Consider the following 18,107-nt stretch of genomic DNA (forward strand, 5'->3'; position numbering starts at 1 on the left):
GCATAATCGCCCGATTCCCTCGCCTGTCGCGAGCATTCGCATTCCGAGCATGAGCACTCCTCTCGAAACCCGCGTCCGGCAGATCCTCTCCGGCGTCGTCGATCCGCACAGCGGCGCCGACCTGGTCGCCAGCGGCGCGCTTCGCGGCGTCGGCGTCTCCGGCAACGACGTTTCCGTCGACGTCCTGCTGCCGTATCCGGCGCTCGGCGCGCAGGCCGCACTCGCCGACGACGTCCGCCGCGCCCTGGCCGCCGAGCCGTCGATCGCGCACGCCGCGGTCAGCGTGTCCTGCCGCGTCTTCGCGCACGAGGTGCAGCAGGGGCTGACGCCGCTGCCGGGCGTCAAGAACGTCATCGCCGTCGCCTCCGGCAAGGGCGGCGTCGGCAAGTCGACCGTGTCGGCCAATCTCGCGCTGGCGCTCAAGGCCGAGGGCGCCAGCGTCGGCGTGCTCGACGCCGACATCTACGGCCCGAGCCAGGTGCGCATGCTCGGCCTGACCGGCAAGCCCGACACCAAGGACGGCAAGCGCATCGAGCCCAAGCTCGCGCACGGCATCCAGGCAATGTCGATCGGCCTGATGATCGAGGAAGACACCGCGATGATCTGGCGCGGGCCGATGGCGACGCAGGCGCTGCAGCAGATGCTCGGCGAGACCAACTGGTCCGACCTGGACTATCTGATCATCGACCTGCCGCCCGGTACCGGCGACATCCAGCTGACCCTGTGCCAGCGCATTCCGGTGTCCGGCGCGGTGATCGTGACGACGCCGCAGGACATCGCCCTGCTCGACGCGCGCAAGGCGCTGAAGATGTTCGAGAAGGTCAACGTGCCCACGCTCGGCATCATCGAGAACATGGCCACCCACGTGTGCACGAACTGCGGCCACGAGGAGCACATCTTCGGCGCGGGCGGCGGCGCGCGCATGGCCGAGCAGTATGGCGTGCCGCTGCTCGGCAGCCTGCCGCTGGACATCCGCATCCGCGAACAGGCCGATGGCGGCACGCCGACGGTGGCGGCGATGCCCGATTCCGACCTCGCCGCGCGCTATCGCCAGATCGCGCGCAACGCCGCCGCGCGGCTGTCGCTGCGCGCGCGCAACAAGGCCATCCAGTTCCCCAAGATCGTGGTGCAGAACACATGAATCCGAACCTGTCCAGGCTCGCCGCCGCCGCGTTGTTCGCCGCGACCTTCCTCGCCGGCTGCGCGACCACGCCCTCCGCTCCGGGTGCGAAGCCGGCTGGTGCATCGGACGCGAGCCTGCTCGCCGCCGCGCAGCCGGCGATCACCGCCGCCAACGCCGAATGGCCCGGCGCGATGCGCAGCCGCGACGCCTCCGCGCTGGCGGCCCCGTTCGCCGAGACCGGCGCGCTGGTCACCGCCGGCGGCAAGGCGATCAGCGGCCGTGCCGCGATCGAGCGCTACTACCGCGAGGCGTTCGAGCACAGCCCGCCGATCCTCGATGGCGAGATCGTCGACGACGGCATGGCGACCTCCGGCAACCTCGTCTACGTCTGGGGCCACGGCAACTACACCGTCGAGCACACGCCGGGCCAGGCGAGCGCCAACAGCGGCTATTTCCTGACCGTCTGGCAGGCCGACGAGGCGGGCAACTGGAAGGTCGTGCGGCACCTGGTCTTCTGAGCGGCTGTCGCTTCGCCGAAAGAATCCGCCGTGTTCCCTCGCCCGCTTGCGGGAGAGGTGAGGCGAACAGCGCTGCCTCGCGGGTGGGCCGTTCTCCCTCTCCCGCTTGCGGGAGAGGGCTGGGGTGAGGGCAATCTTGAAACGGCGTCTCCAATTTCCCCACCTGCGCCGGTGCCGATCGGGCATCGGCGCCGGCGCGCTAGAATCGCGCCCCTTCCTCTTTCCAGAATCCGCGCCTTCGCGCGAACCGGAGCGTCCGTGAGCATCAAGAGCGACAAGTGGATCCGCCGCATGGCCGAGCAGCAGGGCATGATCGAGCCGTTCGAGCCGGGCCAGGTCAAGCACAACGGCGGCGATCGCCTGATCTCCTACGGCACTTCGAGCTACGGCTACGACGTGCGCTGCGCGGACGAGTTCAAGGTGTTCACCAACATCAACTCGACCATCGTCGATCCGAAGAACTTCGACGAGCGCAGCTTCGTCGACGTGAAATCCGACGTCTGCATCATCCCGCCCAATTCGTTCGCCCTGGCACGCACGGTCGAGTACTTCCGCATCCCGCGCAAGGTGCTCACCATCTGCCTGGGCAAGAGCACGTACGCGCGCTGCGGCATCATCGTCAACGTCACGCCGCTGGAGCCGGAGTGGGAAGGCCACGTGACGCTGGAATTCTCCAACACCACCCCGCTGCCGGCGCGGATCTACGCCAACGAGGGCGTGGCGCAGATGCTGTTCCTGGAGTCGGACGAGGAGTGCGAGACCAGCTACAAGGACCGTGGCGGCAAGTACATGGGACAGACCGGCGTGACCCTGCCGCATGCGTGAACGCGCGGCAACGGCAGGTTACCCGGCCGACGCCGCGGTGGTAGGCTTGGCGCCTCGAATTCACAGCGGAGTAGGCGCGATCATGCGGAGTTTCACGATAGTCGGTTCGGCGAAGGCGGTGGTCCTGATGCTGGCGCTCGCCGCCTTGTCGGCCTGCGGCCTGTTCGGCGGCTCCAAGTCGGACGGCGTGACCAAGCAGGCGGCCAACATCCCCACCGGCTTCGACGTGACCCTGCTGGCCGAGAAGGACGTCCAGTTCGACTTCGACGGCGCGCCGCTGACCTCGCAGGACCTGGAAAGCGCGTTCCGCTACCGCAAGGAAGAAAAGCTGCCGCTGTCCACCGTGCTGCTCAAGCGCGGCGAGAAGCAGAAGGTCAAGAAGGAGCACCTGGCGAGCCTGGTGCGGATCGCCGGCCAGATGGGCTTCAAGGCCTACGTCGAGGAAAGCGACGGCGTGATCAGCGAACTGCAGGCCAGCGGCAAGCTGGCCGATCAGGCGCAGCCGGAAGAGAAGAAGAGCGAACAATGAACAACGGAGCGAAGGCGATGAAGAGTCTGGTGCGCGGTCTGGTTCTGGCAGCGGGAATGGTCGTGGCCGCCGGCGCGTATGCGCGCTCGGACGTGCGCGACGGCAACGCGATGGTGCAGCCGGTCAAGAGCGATCGCTATTCGATCGACGGATCCACGATGGGCAAGGCCGAGCTGTTCGGCTACATCAGCGACCTCAAGGATCGCGAGGAGCTGACCGGCATCGTGCTCAAGAAGGGCGGCAGCGACGAGCAGCGCAAGTCGATCGGCTCGATCGCGCGCACGCTGCAGCTGAAGGCGTTCGAGCAGGTCGACGGCGAGCTGAAGCCGATCGACCAGCCGGCCGCCGCGCCGGCGCCGCCGCCGATCGAGAACAAGCCGGAAGCGGCTCCCGCCGCCGAGGCGACGCCAGCGCCGCCGGCGCATTGATCCGCCGGCCGCGCCCACCGGCGCGGCATGCGGCATCCCCGCCGGGCGCCCAGGCGCCCGGACTTTCGCACGAAACGCGCCGCCCAGCCCGGCGCGTGTGTTTTTCGACGCTCCGATGATCCGTCTACGCATTCTGGTTTTCGTCGCCCTCACCGTCGTCGCGGCGGATGCGCTCGCCAATCCGCTTCGCTTCATCGGCGAAACCTATTCCGAGTGGAAGGAACGCCTGTTCGGCTCCGGCCATCCGACGCCGGCGGTGGTCAACGCGCCCGCGACCGGCCCCATCGCACTGCCCGCCGACCAGCCGATGCGCGTGCGCATCGACGACAAGACCCCGCGCCGCGACCTGCCCAAGGGCGAGAGCCGCTACCGCCTGATCGAGCTTCCCGATCACATCGATCACGCGTCCGTCCGCCTGCAGGTGTTCGCGATCGCCAATCCCGAAGGGCGCGGCAAGGCGGTGTTCAAGCCGCTGCTGTACGTGCTCGGCGACGACGACACCGTGCGCGCGCCGGTCGAGGCGAAGCCGCTGAACCTCGACATCCGTCCGTTCCGCCGTACGCGCCTGCTCGCCTGCGTGAAGCTCGACCAGGTGCGGCGCTTCGTGCTGGCGACCACGCCCGATGCGGTCGGCAAGTCCTACGAATCGGAGCTGCGCGAGGCGGTGAGCGCGCCGACCCAGTACGGCTTCTACTACAACACCGACGCGATCAAGACGCGGCTGCCGTACGCGGCCACCGGCGAAGTCGTCATCGAAGTGACGCCGGAAAGCGCGGCGGGCAAGGGCTGCTGAGCGCCTCTCAGCAGATCGTGCCGCCGGCGACGGACAGGTCGCTTTCGGTCCGTACGGCGCAGTCGAGCGCGGCGCGCACGCCGGCGACCATCGTTTCCAGTGCCATGCTCGGCTGGCCGGGCTGCCGCGCGGCCTGCTCGGGCAGCGACGGCACGTGCACGAAACCGCCACGCACGCTGGGCCAGCGCGTCGCCAGCAGATGGGCGAGCGCGAAGAACGTCTGGTTGCAGACGTAGCTGCCGGCCGACAGCGACAGCGCGGCGGGAATGCCCAGATCGCGCAGCCGTGCCTGCATCGCCTTCAGCGGCAGGGTGGAAAAATACGCGCCGGGCGCGTCGGCGACGACCGCTTCGTCGATCGGCTGCAGGCCGTCGTTGTCGGCAATGCGCGCGTCGATCAGGTTGATCGCGACGCGCTCCAGCGAGATCTCGCCGCGGCCGCCGGCCTGGCCGAGGGCGAGCACGAGGCGCGGGCGGTGCTCCTCGAGCAGGGCTTCCAGCAGTGCGTGCGTCGAGGCGAACGCGACCGGCAGGACCGCGCCGACGACGCGGTGCGCCGCGACGACGTCGCCGTCGAGCGCGAGCACGATCTCGCGTGAAGGATTGACGCGCTCGCCGCCGAAGGGTTCGAAGCCGGTGAGCAGGATCGCGGGTTCGTCGGTCATGGGAGCGTCGTGGGAAGGTCGAGGAGGATCGAAGCCGGCGACGGCCGCGTCCTAGCGCGGATTCTGCGGCAGTGCGTCGCCGATGTCGTAGTAGTCGCCCTTGTCGGCGACGAAGATGTGCTTTTCCAGGCGCGTGCCGGTGGGCGAATCGAAGGCTCCCATCGAGACCGAGATCGTGTCCTTGCCCTGCGCGTCCCAGAACAGCACCGAGCCGCAGGTGGCGCAGAAGCCGCGCCGCACCTTTTCCGAGGAGCGGAACCAGGCGAGCGGGTCGGCGCCGATGAAGCGCAGGTCCGTGCGCAGCACGTCGGTGGAGGCCCAGAAATGTCCGGACTGGCGGCGGCACATCGAACAGTGGCACGCATCCGGTGCGCGCAGGTCGGCGTCGACCTCAAAGCTCACGGCGCCGCACAGGCACGATCCTCGATGCACGTTTCCTTCTCCTTGCCAGGTTTCAGCGGAACACCAGGAACCACATCAGCGCGAGATTGACCGCGAGCAGGGCCAGCGCCGTCGGGATCTGCGCGCGGATCACCCCGTACTGGTCCGACAGCTCCAGCAGCACCGCCGGCACGATGTTGAAGTTCGCCGCCATCGGCGTCAGCAGGGTTCCGCAGTAGCCGGTCAGCATGCCGATCGCGCCGAGGGCCGCCGGTTCGGCACCGTGCCGCAGCACGAGCAGCGGCAGGCCGATGCCGGCCATCATGACCGGAAACGCCGCGAACGCGTTGCCCATGATGACGGTGAACAGCACCATGCCGAAGGCGAACGCGGCCAGGCAGGCGAGCCGGCTGTCGGTCGGAATCAGCATCTCCACCAGCGCCGCGATGGCGTCGCCGACGCCGGTTGCGGCGAACACGCTGCCGAGCGTGGCCAGCAGCATCGGCAGCAGCGCGACGCAGCCGAGCGTGTCGAGCAGGCGGCGCCCCTCGGCCAGGGACTGTGGCAGGGTCGAGCGCGTCGTGCGCAGCGCGAAGGCCAGCGCGACGAGGCAGGCCAGGCCGAGCGAGGCCAGCGTCAGATGCGCGCCGTCGATCAGCGAAGCCTCGCCCCAGCGCAGGTACGGCGCGCCGAGCACGATCGCCAGCGTGACCAGCGGGATCGCCAGCGCCGGCGCGAACAGACGGTTGCCCAGGCGCGATGCCGACTCGCGTCTTTCCTCCTCGCCGGCCGTCTTCGTCTGCATCGTCCCGCTGGCGGCCAGCAGGCCCAGCGCGACCACGCCGAGCCCCATCGCCTGCGCCGGCCAGCGCACGCCCGCCGCGGTGGCGAGCTGCACCAGGTCGCCGAGCAGGAACGCGCCGGAAAGCACGAACCAGAACGCCGCCATCGACCAGCGCCGCTGGCGCACGTTCATGCCCGCCGCGATCAGCAGGAACGCGCCGATGAGCCAGTAGACGTGTTCAACCTTCAGCATCGTCGCGCAGCCTCTTCTGGAACCAGACGATGCGTACCGCGTGGATCACGAACGCCGCGATCGCGGTCGGCAACGCCCACAGCGCGATCGCCAGCGGTTCGAGATGGATGCCCTGGCGTTCGTAGAAGCCCTGGATCAGCAGCACCGCGCCGAAGGCGAGGAACACGTCCTCACCGAAGAAGCGGCCGACGTTGTCGGTGGCAGCGGCCAGCGCGCGCACGCGTTCGCGCGCCGGCGCGTCCAGCGGACGATCGCCGTCGGCGGCGGCCTCGCTCATCGGCGCGAGCAGCGGCCGCACGGTCTGCGCGTGTCCGGCGAGATCGATCAGGCCGAACATCGACAGCAGCTGGCGCAGGCCGAGATAGGCGATCAGCAGTCGCGCCAGGGTCATCGAACGGAAGCCGGCGATCCAGGCCTGCGCCCGCTCGCGCAGACCGTAGCGCTCGAGCAGGCCGATCACCGGCAGGGTCAGCACGAACAGAAGCAGGGCGCGGTTGCTGACGAAGGAGTTGCCGATCAGCGCGAGCAGGTCGCCGATGCCCATGCCGGCAGCGAGCCCGCTGACCACGCCGGCGGCGACGACGACCAAGACCGGGTTGCGTTTCAGCACGAAGCCGATCACCACGACGGCGACGCCGAGCAGGGGCCAGTAGTTCATGCGGAACGCCTTGCGCCGGGTGCCATGACGGGAAGCCCGGCCGTGCGCAGCGCCGCGCACAGGCGCGCCGCGAAGACGGCCGCATTCGGGCGGTCGCCGTGCACGCAGATCGTGTCGGCGCGCAGCTGCAGCACGGCGCCGTCACGAGTGGCGACCTCTCCGCGCATCGCGATCGCCAAGGCCTGCGCCACGGCGGCGTCGACGTCCTCGATGACGGCATCGGCTTCGCGGCGCGGCGTCAGCGAGCCGTCCTTCTCGTAGCGGCGGTCGGCGAAGGCCTCGTGCGCGACGCGCAGACCGGCGCGCTCGCCCGCGCGCGGCAGTTCGCTGCCGGCCAGTCCGACCAGCACCAAGGCGGCGTCGAAATCGTGCGTCGCCCGCGCGATCGCGTCGGCCAGCCCGGCGTCGCGCGCGGCCATGTTGTACAGCGCGCCGTGCGGCTTGACGTGGCGCAGCCGCGTGCCGGCCGCGTGTGCGAAGCCGGCCAGCGCGCCGATCTGGTACAGCGTCAGCGCATACGCCTCGTCGGCACCGAGCTTCATCTCGCGCCGGCCGAAGCCTTGCAGGTCGGGCAGCGACACGTGTGCGCCGATCGCGACGCCGGCGCGCGCGGCGAGTTCGACCGTGCGCCGCATCGTGTCCGGATCGCCGGCGTGGAAGCCGCAGGCGATGTTCGCCGAGGAGACGTGCGCGAGCACGCCGGCGTCGTCGCCCATCGTCCAGGCGCCGAAGGATTCGCCGATGTCGCTGTTGAGGTCGATGCGTTGCGTCATCCACGTGTCTGCCGAAGGATTCCACCACGAAGGACACGAAGAACACGAAGCAGGCAAGGCGAATGGAGTTTTCCCGGCTTTGCTCCGTGATCTTCGTGCCCTTCGTGTTTCAGTCTTTCCCGTCCCGGCCACGATCCCGTCCGAGCCTGGCGGTGATCGCGTCGAGCAACTGCGTCAGTTCGTGCTCGCGGCGAAGATAGCGTGTTTGCGCCTCGTCGAGGCCGATTTCGGCGAAGCGCAGCGGATCGCCGGGGCGGCGCTGGGCCAGGCGCGGCAGGTCGACTGCGGCGACCTGGCCGATGCGCGGATAGCCGCCGGTCACCGGGTGCTCGGCCATCAGCGCGATCGGCTGGCCGCCGGGCGGCAGCTGCACGGTGCCGAAGGCGAGCGGTTCGCTGACGATCTCCAGCGGCGTGGCGAGCGTGAGGCGTTCGCCGTCGAGGCGGTAGCCGACGCGGTTGGAGTCCGCTGCGATGCGGAATGGCGCGCCGAACAGCGCCGCGCGCGAGCGCGCATCGAGCGCGTCGAAATGGCGTCCGCGCAGTAGCCGGATCGGGCGGTGCGGATCGGCATCGAACCACGGTCGCGGGTCCAGTGACCAGGTCGCCCGGCTGGCCGGCACCGAAGCCCACTGGCCGATACCCAGTACCTCGCCGCCGTGCAGCGGCGCGCCGAGGCCCGCATTGACGTCGGTCGCCGCGCTGCCGAGCACCGGCGCGGCGCGGAAGCCGCCGGCGATCGCGAGATAGGCGCGCGTGCCGCGTCGCGCACGCGCGAGATCGAGCACCGTACCGGCGGGCACCGGCACGGCGCGCCAGCCGGCGAAGGGCGCGTCGCCGAGGCGGCTGTCGAAATCCGCTCCGGTCAGGGCGATCACGGCATCCGTGTCGAAGCGCAGGCGCGGTCCCGTCAGCGTGATTTCCAGTACGGCGGTCTCGTCCGCGTTGCCGACCAGGGCGTTGGCCAAGCGCAGCGCGACCTCGTCCATCGGACCGGCGTGGCCGACGCCGAACGCGGCATAGCCGTGTCGGCCGCGGTCCTGCAGCGTCGTCAGCAGGCCGGGCTTGAGCACGGCGACGCTCACCGCGCCGATTCCGCCAGCGCGTCGAATTCGGCGGCATCGATCGCGCGGAAGCGCACGCGGTCGCCCGGGGCCAGCAGGCAGGGAGGTTCGCGCGCGGCGTCGAACAGCGTCAGCGGTGTGCGGCCGATCAGCTGCCAGCCGGCCGGAAGCTCGGACGGGTAGATGCCGGTCTGCGCGCCGCCGATCGCGACCGAGCCGCGCGGCACGCGCGTGCGCGGCTGCGCGCGGCGCGGCATGCGCAGGGCCGGATCGAGGCCGAGCAGGTACGGAAAGCCCGGTGCGAAGCCGAGCATCGCCACGCGGTACTCGACGGCGACGTGGCGGGCGATCACCGCATCGATGTCGAGGCCGGCGTGTGCCGCCACCGCCTCGAGATCGGCGCCGTGCTCGCCGCCGTAGCGGACGGGAATCTCCACGCTGCGGCCCTCGTGCGGTTCGCTGCGCTGCACGCCGGCGAACACTGCGCGTAGCGCGCCGGCCAGGTGCTGCCACGGCGGACTGCCGTCGCGGCCGGCCCAGAACGGCGCGTCGTAGTGAAGCGCGAGGGTCGCGTAGGCGGGAATCACGTCGACCAGGCCGGGCAGCTCGACCCGGCTCAGCATGTGTGCGGCGGCGTGCACGCGCGCGTTGACCGCGGCGTCGACTCGCTCGCCGAAGCGCAGCAGCAGCATCGTTTCGCCGAGCGGCTCGATCTCGAAATCGGCCGGCCCGGCGCCTTCGTTCATGCCAGCTGTTCCTTCAGCGCCGCGCGCAGTTCGGCGATGCGCGCGACGGCGTCCTCCCGCGCATAGGCGACGCGCTCGCCGCGCCCCCACACCGGATGCGGCCAGTTCGCGTCGTCGGCGTAGCGGGCGATCACGTGCACGTGCAGCTGCGCCACGACATTGCCGAGCGCGGCGACGTTGAGCTTGTCCGGGCGCAGCAGCGTTTCCATCGCGCGCGAGACCGCGGTGATCTCGTCGAACAGCGCGGCGCGGTCGACGACGTCGAGATCCATCAGCTCGCGCGCACCGGCGATGCGCGGCACCAGGATCAGCCACGGGTGGCGCGCGTCGTCCATCAGCAGCAGGCGCGACAGCGGCATTTCGCCGATCGGGTGCGTATCGGCGGCCAGGCGGGGATCGAGCGGGAACGACATCAGGCTTGCTTCAGGTTGTGGTCGAAGAACGCCAGCGCGCGTTCCAGCGCGAGTTTGGCGCTGCCTTCGTCGTAGGCCTTCGGATCGACGTCGCGGTTGAACGCGTGGCCGGCCGGGTAGACGTAGATTTCGGCATCGGGCAGGGCGGCGCGGTGCTTGGCGATCGCTTCCGGCGGAATCGAGGCGTCGCGTTCGCCGAAATGGAACTGCACCGGCGCCTTCGGCTTCTGTTCGAGGAACGCCGGGTTGCGCGAACCGTAGTAGCTGACGGCGGGCAGGCCGAGGCGGATCGCGGCGAGCAGGGCGACGGTGCCGCCCCAGCAGTAGCCGACGCAGCCGATCTTGCCGGCAGAGGAGATCGACTCCGCCGCGCTGGCGACGTCGTCGACGGCGAGGTCGAGGCCGATCTCGCCGATCAGTTCGCGGCCGCGCGCGTAGCCGGCCTCGTCGTAGCCCAGTTCGACGCCGCTCTCCACGTGGTCGAAGAACGCCGGCGCGATCGCGGTGTAGCCGAGCGCGGCGTAGCGGTCGACGACGTCGCGCATGTGCGCGTTGACGCCGAAGATTTCCTGCACGACGACGAGACCGCCCTTCGGCGTGCCTTCGGCCTTGGCGAGGTACGCGCCGATGCAGTGCATGCGCGAGGTGTTCAACTGGATGTGCTGGCCCATGCGGGATTCCTCAACGAGTTTGCGAGAACGTGCGTCCTGCCGCCTCCGCGCCGCATCGGGCGCAGGCGCTACAGGTTAACCGAGCGCCAGCCCGCCCAGCGGCGGCCGCCACGCGTCCGCCGCGACGCCCGGCGCCGGCAGCGCTTCGATGGCGCGTGCGTCGCGGCCGAGGAAGTGCGCGGTGATCATCGCCTGCACCGCGTTCATGCGCGGCAGCGCGGCGTGCAGGTCGACCAGGCCGTTGACCAGGCGGTCGCCCAGTTCCCACCAGGCGTAGTGATGGCGCGTGACGGCGACGAGCTGTTCGTAGGGCAGGAAGGTCGGCGTCGCGCCGGCCAGCGGCACGGTGGCGTCGCCGGTGCGCACGTCGGCGCGTTCGCGCCGAGCGGGGTCGTAGTCGTCGACCGGCGCGGACGCGCGCAGGTCGATCTCGATCGCGTTGCCGCCGTCGAAGATCGCCGCCTTGGCGAATGCGGCCGGGTCCGGCAGCGGCACGGTGGTGGCGGCGATGCGGTCCACGGTCGCCTCGCCGATGCCGGCGATGCAGAGCCAGTCGCTCGGCGCGAGTCCGGCGTCCTTAAGGTTCAGCGCGTCGACGCCGGCGCGATGCTTCTGCGCTTCGTTGAGCATCGCGCGCAGGATGCCGGCGGCTTCGGCGATGCGATCGGGCAGGGCGGCGGTCTCGGCCGGATCGCGCCGCGAATACAGGCGGATGTACTCGGCGATGGTCTGGTACACGCTCGGCTGCCAGGCCAGCGGCTTGTAGAAGCCGCGCGCAAGCGGCTGCGGCCAGGCCAGCGCGCCGGCGTAGCTCGGCAGCAGGTGGTAGACCGCCGGCAGCATGCGCGCGACCTCGCGCTCGGCCGGGCTGACGTCGACGCCGGTCATCGAGGCCTGCCCGGTGGCGATCGACAGCACGGCGTTGGCCGAGCCCTGGAACGGCGTCGCCAAGGTGGCGACCCTGGCCACCTTGGCGCCGCCGTAGCGGGCGAGGTAGCCGGCGATGAGCAGGCCGCCCATCGAGTGCCCGACCAGGTGCACGCGCGGTCGCTTGCGGTAGTCCGAGCCGAAGTAGTGGCGCAGCAGCAGGGTGCGCGCGATGACTTCGTCGATGAAGCCGTCCAGTTGTTCCTCGATGTCGCCGAGCGCCCGCCGCCAGTCGTAGGGAAAGGCAAATACCGGCGTCGGTCGGTCCTCCGCCGGCGACAGCTCGTGGCGCAGGCTGGTCAGGAACTGCTCGTAGATCAGGTTGAACACCGGGCCGGGCGCCACCCGCGCCGGTTCGATGCGCTCGTAGCGGCGGTCGTCCGGATGCAGGGCCAGGCGCTTGAAGTCGCCGCGCAGGCTGTTGGACACCGACCACACCGATTCGCGGTCGGTCGGGTATTCGTCGGTGAGCTCGGTGCCCTTGATGCCGGGCAGCAGGATGACGGGGCAGCAAGGGGCTTGGCTCATATGCCCGATTCTAGCCACAGCCCCCGGCGGCGAACATGACGCGCCGGCGCTGCTAAAATGCGCGGTCCATTCCGCTCCGGATCTCCATGTCCCGCCGCAATCCCAAGGTCGGTTTCGTCAGCCTCGGCTGCCCCAAGGCGCTCGTCGACTCCGAACGCATCCTCACCCAGCTGCGCGTGGAGGGCTACGACATCGTGCCGAGCTACGACGCGGCCGACGTCGTCGTCGTCAACACCTGCGGCTTCATCGACGCGGCGGTGAACGAATCGCTCGACGCGATCGGCGAGGCGCTGGAGGAGAACGGCAAGGTCATCGTGACCGGCTGCCTCGGCAAGCGCGCCGAGCTGATCCGCGAGACGCATCCGGACGTGCTCTCGATTTCCGGCCCACAGGACTACGCCAGCGTGATGGGCGCGGTGCACGCGGCGCTGCCGCCCAAGCACGACCCATTCCTGGATCTGGTGCCGCCGCAAGGTGTCAAGCTGACGCCCAGGCACTACGCGTATCTGAAGATCTCCGAGGGCTGCAACCACCGCTGCACCTTCTGCATCATCCCGTCGATGCGCGGCGATCTGGTCTCGCGGCCGGTCGACGAGGTGCTGGTCGAGGCCGAGAAGCTGGTCAGGGGCGGCGTGAAGGAACTGCTGGTCGTGTCGCAGGACACCAGCGCCTACGGCGTCGACCTGAAGTACGCCGCGCGCGACTGGCGCGGACGCGCCTACGCCACGCGCATGAAGGACCTGTGCGAAGGCCTGGCCGAACTCGGCGCGTGGACGCGGCTGCACTACGTCTATCCGTATCCGCACGTCGACGAGGTGATCGCGTTGATGACGGACGGCAAGCTGCTGCCCTATCTCGACATCCCGTTCCAGCACGCCAGCCCGCGCATCCTCAAGCTGATGAAGCGCCCCGGCGCGGTCGACAAGGTGCTCGCGCGCGTGCAGGCGTGGCGCCAGGCGTGTCCGGATCTGACCTTGCGCAGCACCTTCATCGTCGGCTTCCCCGGCGAGACCGAAGCGGAGTTCGAGGAACTGCTCGACTTCCTGCGCGAGGCGCAGCTCGATCGCGTCGGTGCGTTCGCGTACTCGCCGGTCGACGGCGCCAGGGCGAACGAGCTGCCCGATCCGGTGCCGGAGGAGGTCAAGGAAGAACGCCTCGAACGCTTCATGGAAGTGCAGGCCGAAATCTCTGCGGTGCGCCTGGCGCGCAAGATCGGCACGCGCCAGCGCGTCCTCGTCGACGAGGTCGACGAGGACGGCGCGGTCGCGCGCTCGCAGGCCGACGCACCGGAGATCGACGGCATCGTGCGCATCGACGACGGACAGAAGCTCAAGCCCGGCCAGTTCGCGGAAGTGGAGATCATCCATACCGACGAGCACGACCTGATCGGACGGCTGGCCGGCTGATCGCCCGTCTCGGGCGGACGTGACGCACGGCGCAACGGACATCCTGCTCCGGTGCGCCGAGGCTCGGCGGCGAGCGACGTCTTCCGGAGATTCTGCGGCAAGCGCAGCCTTTTCCCGCGTGTCCGACGACGTGCCTGCGGCAGCGGGGGCCGGCCGCCCGGAAGAAATCGTTGCCTCAGCGGTAATCGCGTACGCGGGGCTCGTGCACGGCGCCCGTCGTTTCGACGCGCAGATGCCTGCGCAGCCACGCGGCGAACTCCGCTTCGGAGAGTTCTCCATCGGCGAGGGCGACCATGTTGACGTACTTTTCCTCGTCGCTCGCCGTCAATTCGGCGCCGTTGAGCGCGATGAACGCGCGGTAGCAGACGTGCGCCGTGCGCTTGTTGCCGTCGACGAACGGATGATTGCGCGCGAGGCCGTAGGCGAGGCTGGCCGCAAGGTCGGCGAGGTCCGGCGGCGGATCGCCGTACGCGTAGAGTTGCTGCGGCCGCGCCAGCGCCGATTCGAGCATCGACGCATCGCGCACGCCTTCGCCGCCGCCGTGCTCGGCGAGCTGGCGATCGTGGATCGCCAGCGCGAGCGCCTTGCCGATCCAGACGATCACTGCGCCAGCTTGCGCAGCACCGCGCGGTCCTCGCGCATGAGCTTTTCGGCGACTTCCATCTGCTCGGCCAGCTCCGGATCGAACACCGTGAGCTTGATGCCCCCCGGCGTTTCCAGCGCGTAGAGTTCGTCGCCCTTGTCCAGGCGCAGCCGCGCGAGCAGCTCCTTGGGCAGGATGACGCCGGCGGAATTGCCGATGCTGGTGATCTTCAGCTTCATGGAGGTGGCCTCTCAGAGAGTGTTATAACGTTTGTTATATCATCCTTTGACGGCTTCGGAAACCGGTTTTCGCCGGTCCGGGCCGATGCCGGTCCGGCGCGGACTACCTTATCCTCCGCGCCGCCATGGATGTTCCCGTTCAAATCCGCACCCGCGTCGAATCGGGCCTGCCGCAGGCGGCGGCGATTGCGCGGCAAGTTCCGATGCGTCATCTGCTGCTGCGAACCTGGGAAACAACGGCCGGGACGGTTTCCGCGGATGCGTTCAGTGTGGCCGAGCTGGAGCGGCTGCGCCTAGCCGCTGTCGACTCGGATCGGATCGAGCGGCCGCGGTTCTGCGCCCAGGATGCTGCGCTGCTGGCCGACGGCCTGCACTACGAGACGCGCATCGCCGAGCGTGGCGAGCTGGCCACGCGCGAGTCGCATCCGCACGATTTCTTCAATGCGCTGGTCTGGCTGCGCCATCCGCGGCTCAAGCGGGCGTTGAACGCGCGCCAGGTCGCCGACATCGCCAGGGTGGGGCCGAAGCAGCGCACGCGAGGGCAGTGCGCGCTGACGCATTTCGACGAGGCCGGCGCGATCGTCTGGCTCGCCGGCACGGACCTGCTGCCGGCGTGGGATGCGCACGACTGGTCCACGCTGTTCGGCGCGCAGCGCGCGGGATGGGGGCGTTCGATCGCGGTCACCGTGTTCGGCCATGCGCTGGTCGAGCACGTGTGGAACGGACATGACCTGCCGGTGGCGAAGGCGCTGGCGGTGCGCGTCGATGCGCGTGCGTTCGCCGCGCTGGACGTGGAGGCGGGGTCGATGGTCGCGCGCTGGCCCGATGCGGAAGCCCGCGTCGCCGCCGCGATCGCCGCCGGCGAACTGCTCGCCGACCCGCAGGAACTGCGTCCGCTGCCGCTGGCCGGCATTCCGGGCTGGCATGTGGACGGCGCGCAACCGGCGTTCCTGCGCGAGGCGCCGTGCTTCCGGCCACTGCGGCCCGGACGGCGCTATCCGGCGCCGTACGCGCCGTGAAACGCGCCGCTCAGGCCAGCCGCGTGTCGATCACGATCTTCGAGGTCAGCGTGCGATGCACCGGGCATTTGTCCGCCATCTCGAGCAGGCGCGGCTTGTGTTCCTCCGCCGCGCCGATCAGCTCGATCTCGCGCTGGATGTGGTCGAGCATCACCGGCTTGTCGCCGCAATCGCGGCAGTCCTCGACGTAGCGCTTGGCGTGGCGCAGCCGCACGATCACGCGCTCCAGCGGGATCTGCTTGCGCGTCGCGTACAGACGCAGGGTCATCGAGGTGCAGGCGCCCAGGGCCATCAGCAGCAGTTCGTACGGCCCCGGCCCGGTATCGGTACCGCCGACCGCGACCGGCTCGTCGGCGGCGAATTCGTGCCGTCCGTCCAGCACGTACTGGGCGAACTGCCCGTCGCCGGTCTCGGCGACGACGACGGTGCCGTCGGCGACAGACGGCCGATCGAAGTGCGCGCCGCTCATGCCTGCACCAGATCCTGGTATTCGGAGTGCTTGCGGATGTAGGCCGCGATGAAGGGGCACTGCGGGATCACCTTCTCGCCGGCCCGGCGCGCCTCGTCGAGGACGTGCCGCGCGAGCTGGGAAGCGATGCCGCGCCCGCCGAGCTCGTCGGGCACGATGGTGTGGATGAAGGTGATGGTGCCGGCCGCGCGTTCGTAGTCGACGTGCGCGACGTGTCCGTCGACGGTGAGTTCGTAGCGCTTGCGCGCGCGGTTGTCGATGATTTCTTCCGACATGGTCTGGTCCGTTCTGCCGAGCGTGGATGCCGCGGCGTCGCCCGCCGCCGGCCGGGTGATTCTCGCGCAAACGGCCGCGACCGGGGCCGTTTCCCGCCCGGGAACTTTCCGCCGGCTTTGCGGTATCTTTCGCGGCGCCTCGAAGTTTCGTCCACCGTGCGGGCGGTCGACGACCACGAGCTTCGAAGCGTTTCCAGCGCGGACATCCGCCCGGCACCCCAGGGCCGGCCTGGAGCTTTTTTTGAAAAGTGCGGCCATGGATGGCCGCAGGTAGACGTCCCGGAGCCGTTGCGCAAGGGTTGGCGCGGCTTCGCAGATTGCGGCGATCCCGGACGGATCGCACAAACCACGGAGCACACGATGATCGAAACGCGGCAACTCACCAAGCGCTACGGCGGCTTCACCGCCGTGGACGCCATCACGTTCAAGGTCGAGCCCGGTCAGGTGCTCGGCTTCCTCGGGCCGAACGGCGCCGGCAAGTCGACGACGATGAAGATGCTGGCCGGCTTCCTCGCGCCGACCTCGGGCGGCGCGACGGTGGCCGGCTTCGACGTCGAGACGCAGCCGCTGGAGGCCAAGCGTGCGCTCGGCTACCTGCCGGAAGGCGCGCCGAGCTACGGCGAGATGAGCGTGCGCGAGTTCCTCGACTTCATCGCCGACGTGCGCGGGCTGAAGGGCGAGCGGCGCTACGGCCGCATCGACGACGTGATCGCGCGCCTGCACCTGGAACGCGTGCTGGAACAGGCCATCGACACCTTGTCGAAGGGCTTCAAGCGCCGCGTCGGCCTGGCCGGTTCCATCCTGCACGATCCGAAGGTGCTGATCCTCGACGAGCCCACCGACGGCCTCGACCCGAACCAGAAGCACGAAGTGCGCACGCTGATCAATTCGATGGCGCGCGACAAGACGGTGATCATCTCCACGCACCTGCTGGAGGAAGTCCACGCCGTCTGCACGCGCGCGATCATCATCGCCGGCGGCCGCGTGCTCGCCGACGCCACGCCGAGCGAGCTGGAGGCGCGCTCGCGCTACCACCAGGCGGTGTCGCTGACGGCCGCCAACGTGCAGCAGGCGAAGGACGCGCTGGGCAAGGTCGCCGACATCGCCGCGATCGAGATCGATCCGCAGGACAACCGCATCACCGCGTTCCCCAAGCCCGGACGCTCGATCTTCGTCGCCGTCGGCGACGCGCTGAAGGCGCAGGGCGTGACGGTGCGCGAACTGGCGCTGGAGCCGGGCCGCCTCGACGAGGTGTTCCGTACGATCACCCAGGGCGGGGCCGGCAAGGAGGCGCGCACATGAGCGGCACGCTGACGATCTTCAAGCGCGAGCTGCGCAGCTATTTCGCCACGCCGGTCGCGTACGTGTTCATCGTGATCTTCCTGCTGCTGTCGGGCGCGTTCACGTTCTATCTCGGCGGCTTCTACGAACGCGGCCAGGCCGACCTGCAGCCGTTCTTCAACTTCCATCCGTGGCTGTACCTGTTCCTGGTGCCGGCGGTGTCGATGCGCCTGTGGGCCGAGGAGCGCAAGAGCGGCACGATCGAACTGCTGCTGACCCTGCCGGTGACGATGTGGCAGGCGGTATTCGGCAAGTTCCTCGCCGCGTGGGCGTTCATCGCGATCGCGCTGGCGCTGACGTTTCCGATCTGGATCACGGTCAACTACCTCGGCAGCCCGGACAACGGCGTGATCTTCGCCAGCTATATCGGCTCGCTGCTGATGGCCGGCGCGTTCCTGGCGATCGGCTCGTGCCTGTCGGCGTCCACGCGCAACCAGGTCGTCGCCTTCATCCTGACGGTGGTGATCTGCTTCCTGCTGCTGCTGGCGGGCTTTCCGCTGGTGCTCGACGCGATCGGCGCGATCGCCCCGCAAGGCGTCGTCGACGCGGTCGCCGGGCTCAGCTTCCTCACGCATTTCGCCTCGATCAGCAAGGGCGTGATCGACCTGCGCGACCTGATCTATTTCGTCCTGATGATCGCCGCCTGGCTGTATGCCACCGCGGTCGTCATCGACATGAAGAAAGCGGCCTGAAGGAGGG

At 69.6% G+C, this 18,107-nt stretch carries 24 protein-coding genes; 10 read left to right on the plus strand and 14 right to left on the minus strand.

What is annotated here, in order from left to right; translation table 11 throughout:
- Positions 1-49: 49 nt before the first annotated feature.
- From apbC to ACFO6Q_RS12800, 6 genes are all read left to right on the plus strand, one after another.
- Positions 50-1,141: an iron-sulfur cluster carrier protein ApbC gene (gene apbC / locus ACFO6Q_RS12775; protein WP_380021489.1), complete on the plus strand. Its 1,092-nt coding sequence runs from the start codon at positions 50-52 to the stop codon at positions 1,139-1,141.
- Positions 1,138-1,641, plus strand: a complete 504-nt coding sequence (locus tag ACFO6Q_RS12780; RefSeq protein WP_380021490.1) for a YybH family protein — start codon at positions 1,138-1,140, stop codon at positions 1,639-1,641. Before apbC ends, ACFO6Q_RS12780 begins: the two co-directional genes overlap by 4 nt.
- Before the next feature lie 258 nt (positions 1,642-1,899).
- Entirely contained in the window at positions 1,900-2,466 is a 567-nt protein-coding gene (gene dcd, locus ACFO6Q_RS12785; RefSeq protein WP_380021491.1) for a dCTP deaminase, read from the plus strand.
- Between the two features lie 82 nt (positions 2,467-2,548).
- The gene (locus ACFO6Q_RS12790) at positions 2,549-2,995 is read left to right on the plus strand and encodes a hypothetical protein (RefSeq protein ID WP_380021492.1); all 447 of its coding nucleotides are present in this window, start codon (positions 2,549-2,551) and stop codon (positions 2,993-2,995) included.
- Entirely contained in the window at positions 2,992-3,423 is a 432-nt protein-coding gene (locus ACFO6Q_RS12795; RefSeq protein ID WP_380021493.1) for a hypothetical protein, read from the plus strand. The genes ACFO6Q_RS12790 and ACFO6Q_RS12795 overlap by 4 nt, the downstream gene beginning before the upstream one ends.
- A 115-nt stretch (positions 3,424-3,538) precedes the next feature.
- The gene (locus tag ACFO6Q_RS12800) at positions 3,539-4,216 is read left to right on the plus strand and encodes a hypothetical protein (protein ID WP_380021494.1); all 678 of its coding nucleotides are present in this window, start codon (positions 3,539-3,541) and stop codon (positions 4,214-4,216) included.
- A 7-nt stretch (positions 4,217-4,223) separates the two neighbouring features.
- Here ACFO6Q_RS12800 and pcp read toward each other — a convergent pair whose 3' ends face one another.
- From pcp to ACFO6Q_RS12850, 10 genes are all read right to left on the minus strand, one after another.
- Positions 4,224-4,880, minus strand: a complete 657-nt coding sequence (gene pcp, locus ACFO6Q_RS12805; protein ID WP_380021495.1) for a pyroglutamyl-peptidase I — start codon at positions 4,878-4,880, stop codon at positions 4,224-4,226.
- Between the two features lie 51 nt (positions 4,881-4,931).
- Complete coding sequence (locus ACFO6Q_RS12810) at positions 4,932-5,312, minus strand: GFA family protein (protein ID WP_465251709.1); 381 nt, start codon at positions 5,310-5,312, stop codon at positions 4,932-4,934.
- A 22-nt stretch (positions 5,313-5,334) separates the two neighbouring features.
- Positions 5,335-6,297: a DUF979 domain-containing protein gene (locus ACFO6Q_RS12815; protein ID WP_380021497.1), complete on the minus strand. Its 963-nt coding sequence runs from the start codon at positions 6,295-6,297 to the stop codon at positions 5,335-5,337.
- Positions 6,284-6,955: a DUF969 domain-containing protein gene (locus tag ACFO6Q_RS12820; RefSeq protein ID WP_380021498.1), complete on the minus strand. Its 672-nt coding sequence runs from the start codon at positions 6,953-6,955 to the stop codon at positions 6,284-6,286. The genes ACFO6Q_RS12815 and ACFO6Q_RS12820 overlap by 14 nt, the downstream gene beginning before the upstream one ends.
- Positions 6,952-7,728 (minus strand): LamB/YcsF family protein, encoded by a 777-nt coding sequence (locus ACFO6Q_RS12825; RefSeq protein WP_380021499.1) that lies wholly within the window; start codon positions 7,726-7,728, stop codon positions 6,952-6,954. Before ACFO6Q_RS12825 ends, ACFO6Q_RS12820 begins: the two co-directional genes overlap by 4 nt.
- A gap of 109 nt (positions 7,729-7,837) precedes the next feature.
- Positions 7,838-8,812 carry a 5-oxoprolinase subunit C family protein gene (locus ACFO6Q_RS12830; RefSeq protein WP_380021500.1) on the minus strand — a complete coding sequence of 325 codons (975 nt, stop codon included), beginning with the start codon at positions 8,810-8,812 and terminating at the stop codon, positions 7,838-7,840.
- Positions 8,809-9,537 (minus strand): 5-oxoprolinase subunit PxpB, encoded by a 729-nt coding sequence (pxpB, locus tag ACFO6Q_RS12835; RefSeq protein WP_380021501.1) that lies wholly within the window; start codon positions 9,535-9,537, stop codon positions 8,809-8,811. The genes ACFO6Q_RS12830 and pxpB overlap by 4 nt, the downstream gene beginning before the upstream one ends.
- On the minus strand, positions 9,534-9,950 hold the full coding sequence (locus ACFO6Q_RS12840; protein WP_380021502.1) for an HIT domain-containing protein: 417 nt from the start codon (positions 9,948-9,950) through the stop codon (positions 9,534-9,536). Before ACFO6Q_RS12840 ends, pxpB begins: the two co-directional genes overlap by 4 nt.
- Positions 9,950-10,621, minus strand: coding sequence for a dienelactone hydrolase family protein (locus tag ACFO6Q_RS12845; RefSeq protein WP_380021503.1), 672 nt, complete (start codon positions 10,619-10,621; stop codon positions 9,950-9,952). Before ACFO6Q_RS12845 ends, ACFO6Q_RS12840 begins: the two co-directional genes overlap by 1 nt.
- Positions 10,622-10,696: 75 nt before the next feature.
- Positions 10,697-12,076 carry a lipase family alpha/beta hydrolase gene (locus tag ACFO6Q_RS12850; RefSeq protein WP_380021504.1) on the minus strand — a complete coding sequence of 460 codons (1,380 nt, stop codon included), beginning with the start codon at positions 12,074-12,076 and terminating at the stop codon, positions 10,697-10,699.
- An 86-nt stretch (positions 12,077-12,162) separates the two neighbouring features.
- Here ACFO6Q_RS12850 and rimO point away from each other — a divergent pair, with 86 nt between their 5' ends.
- Positions 12,163-13,482, plus strand: a complete 1,320-nt coding sequence (gene rimO / locus ACFO6Q_RS12855; RefSeq protein ID WP_380021505.1) for a 30S ribosomal protein S12 methylthiotransferase RimO — start codon at positions 12,163-12,165, stop codon at positions 13,480-13,482.
- Between the two features lie 175 nt (positions 13,483-13,657).
- Here the strand turns inward: rimO and ACFO6Q_RS12860 are convergent, their stop codons facing one another.
- Together ACFO6Q_RS12860 and ACFO6Q_RS12865 are read right to left on the minus strand one after the other, a co-directional pair.
- Complete coding sequence (locus ACFO6Q_RS12860; RefSeq protein WP_380021506.1) at positions 13,658-14,086, minus strand: type II toxin-antitoxin system death-on-curing family toxin; 429 nt, start codon at positions 14,084-14,086, stop codon at positions 13,658-13,660.
- The gene (locus ACFO6Q_RS12865) at positions 14,083-14,304 is read right to left on the minus strand and encodes an AbrB/MazE/SpoVT family DNA-binding domain-containing protein (RefSeq protein WP_380021507.1); all 222 of its coding nucleotides are present in this window, start codon (positions 14,302-14,304) and stop codon (positions 14,083-14,085) included. Before ACFO6Q_RS12865 ends, ACFO6Q_RS12860 begins: the two co-directional genes overlap by 4 nt.
- Positions 14,305-14,507: 203 nt before the next feature.
- Between ACFO6Q_RS12865 and ACFO6Q_RS12870 the strand changes: the two genes are divergently transcribed.
- Positions 14,508-15,323, plus strand: coding sequence for a DUF3025 domain-containing protein (locus tag ACFO6Q_RS12870; protein WP_380021508.1), 816 nt, complete (start codon positions 14,508-14,510; stop codon positions 15,321-15,323).
- 10 nt (positions 15,324-15,333) lie between these two features.
- On the opposite strand, the gene ACFO6Q_RS12875 is transcribed toward ACFO6Q_RS12870, so the two are convergent.
- Positions 15,334-15,792: an OsmC family protein gene (locus ACFO6Q_RS12875; RefSeq protein ID WP_380021509.1), complete on the minus strand. Its 459-nt coding sequence runs from the start codon at positions 15,790-15,792 to the stop codon at positions 15,334-15,336.
- Complete coding sequence (locus tag ACFO6Q_RS12880; RefSeq protein WP_380021510.1) at positions 15,789-16,067, minus strand: GNAT family N-acetyltransferase; 279 nt, start codon at positions 16,065-16,067, stop codon at positions 15,789-15,791. Before ACFO6Q_RS12880 ends, ACFO6Q_RS12875 begins: the two co-directional genes overlap by 4 nt.
- Before the next feature lie 360 nt (positions 16,068-16,427).
- Here ACFO6Q_RS12880 and ACFO6Q_RS12885 point away from each other — a divergent pair, with 360 nt between their 5' ends.
- Complete coding sequence (locus ACFO6Q_RS12885; protein ID WP_380021511.1) at positions 16,428-17,369, plus strand: ABC transporter ATP-binding protein; 942 nt, start codon at positions 16,428-16,430, stop codon at positions 17,367-17,369.
- Positions 17,366-18,100, plus strand: a complete 735-nt coding sequence (locus ACFO6Q_RS12890; RefSeq protein ID WP_380021512.1) for an ABC transporter permease subunit — start codon at positions 17,366-17,368, stop codon at positions 18,098-18,100. Before ACFO6Q_RS12885 ends, ACFO6Q_RS12890 begins: the two co-directional genes overlap by 4 nt.
- Positions 18,101-18,107 lie beyond the last annotated feature (7 nt).

It is taken from the genome of Dokdonella ginsengisoli (assembly GCF_042652785.1).
Taxonomy (GTDB): Bacteria; Pseudomonadota; Gammaproteobacteria; order Xanthomonadales; family Rhodanobacteraceae; genus Dokdonella_A; species Dokdonella_A ginsengisoli.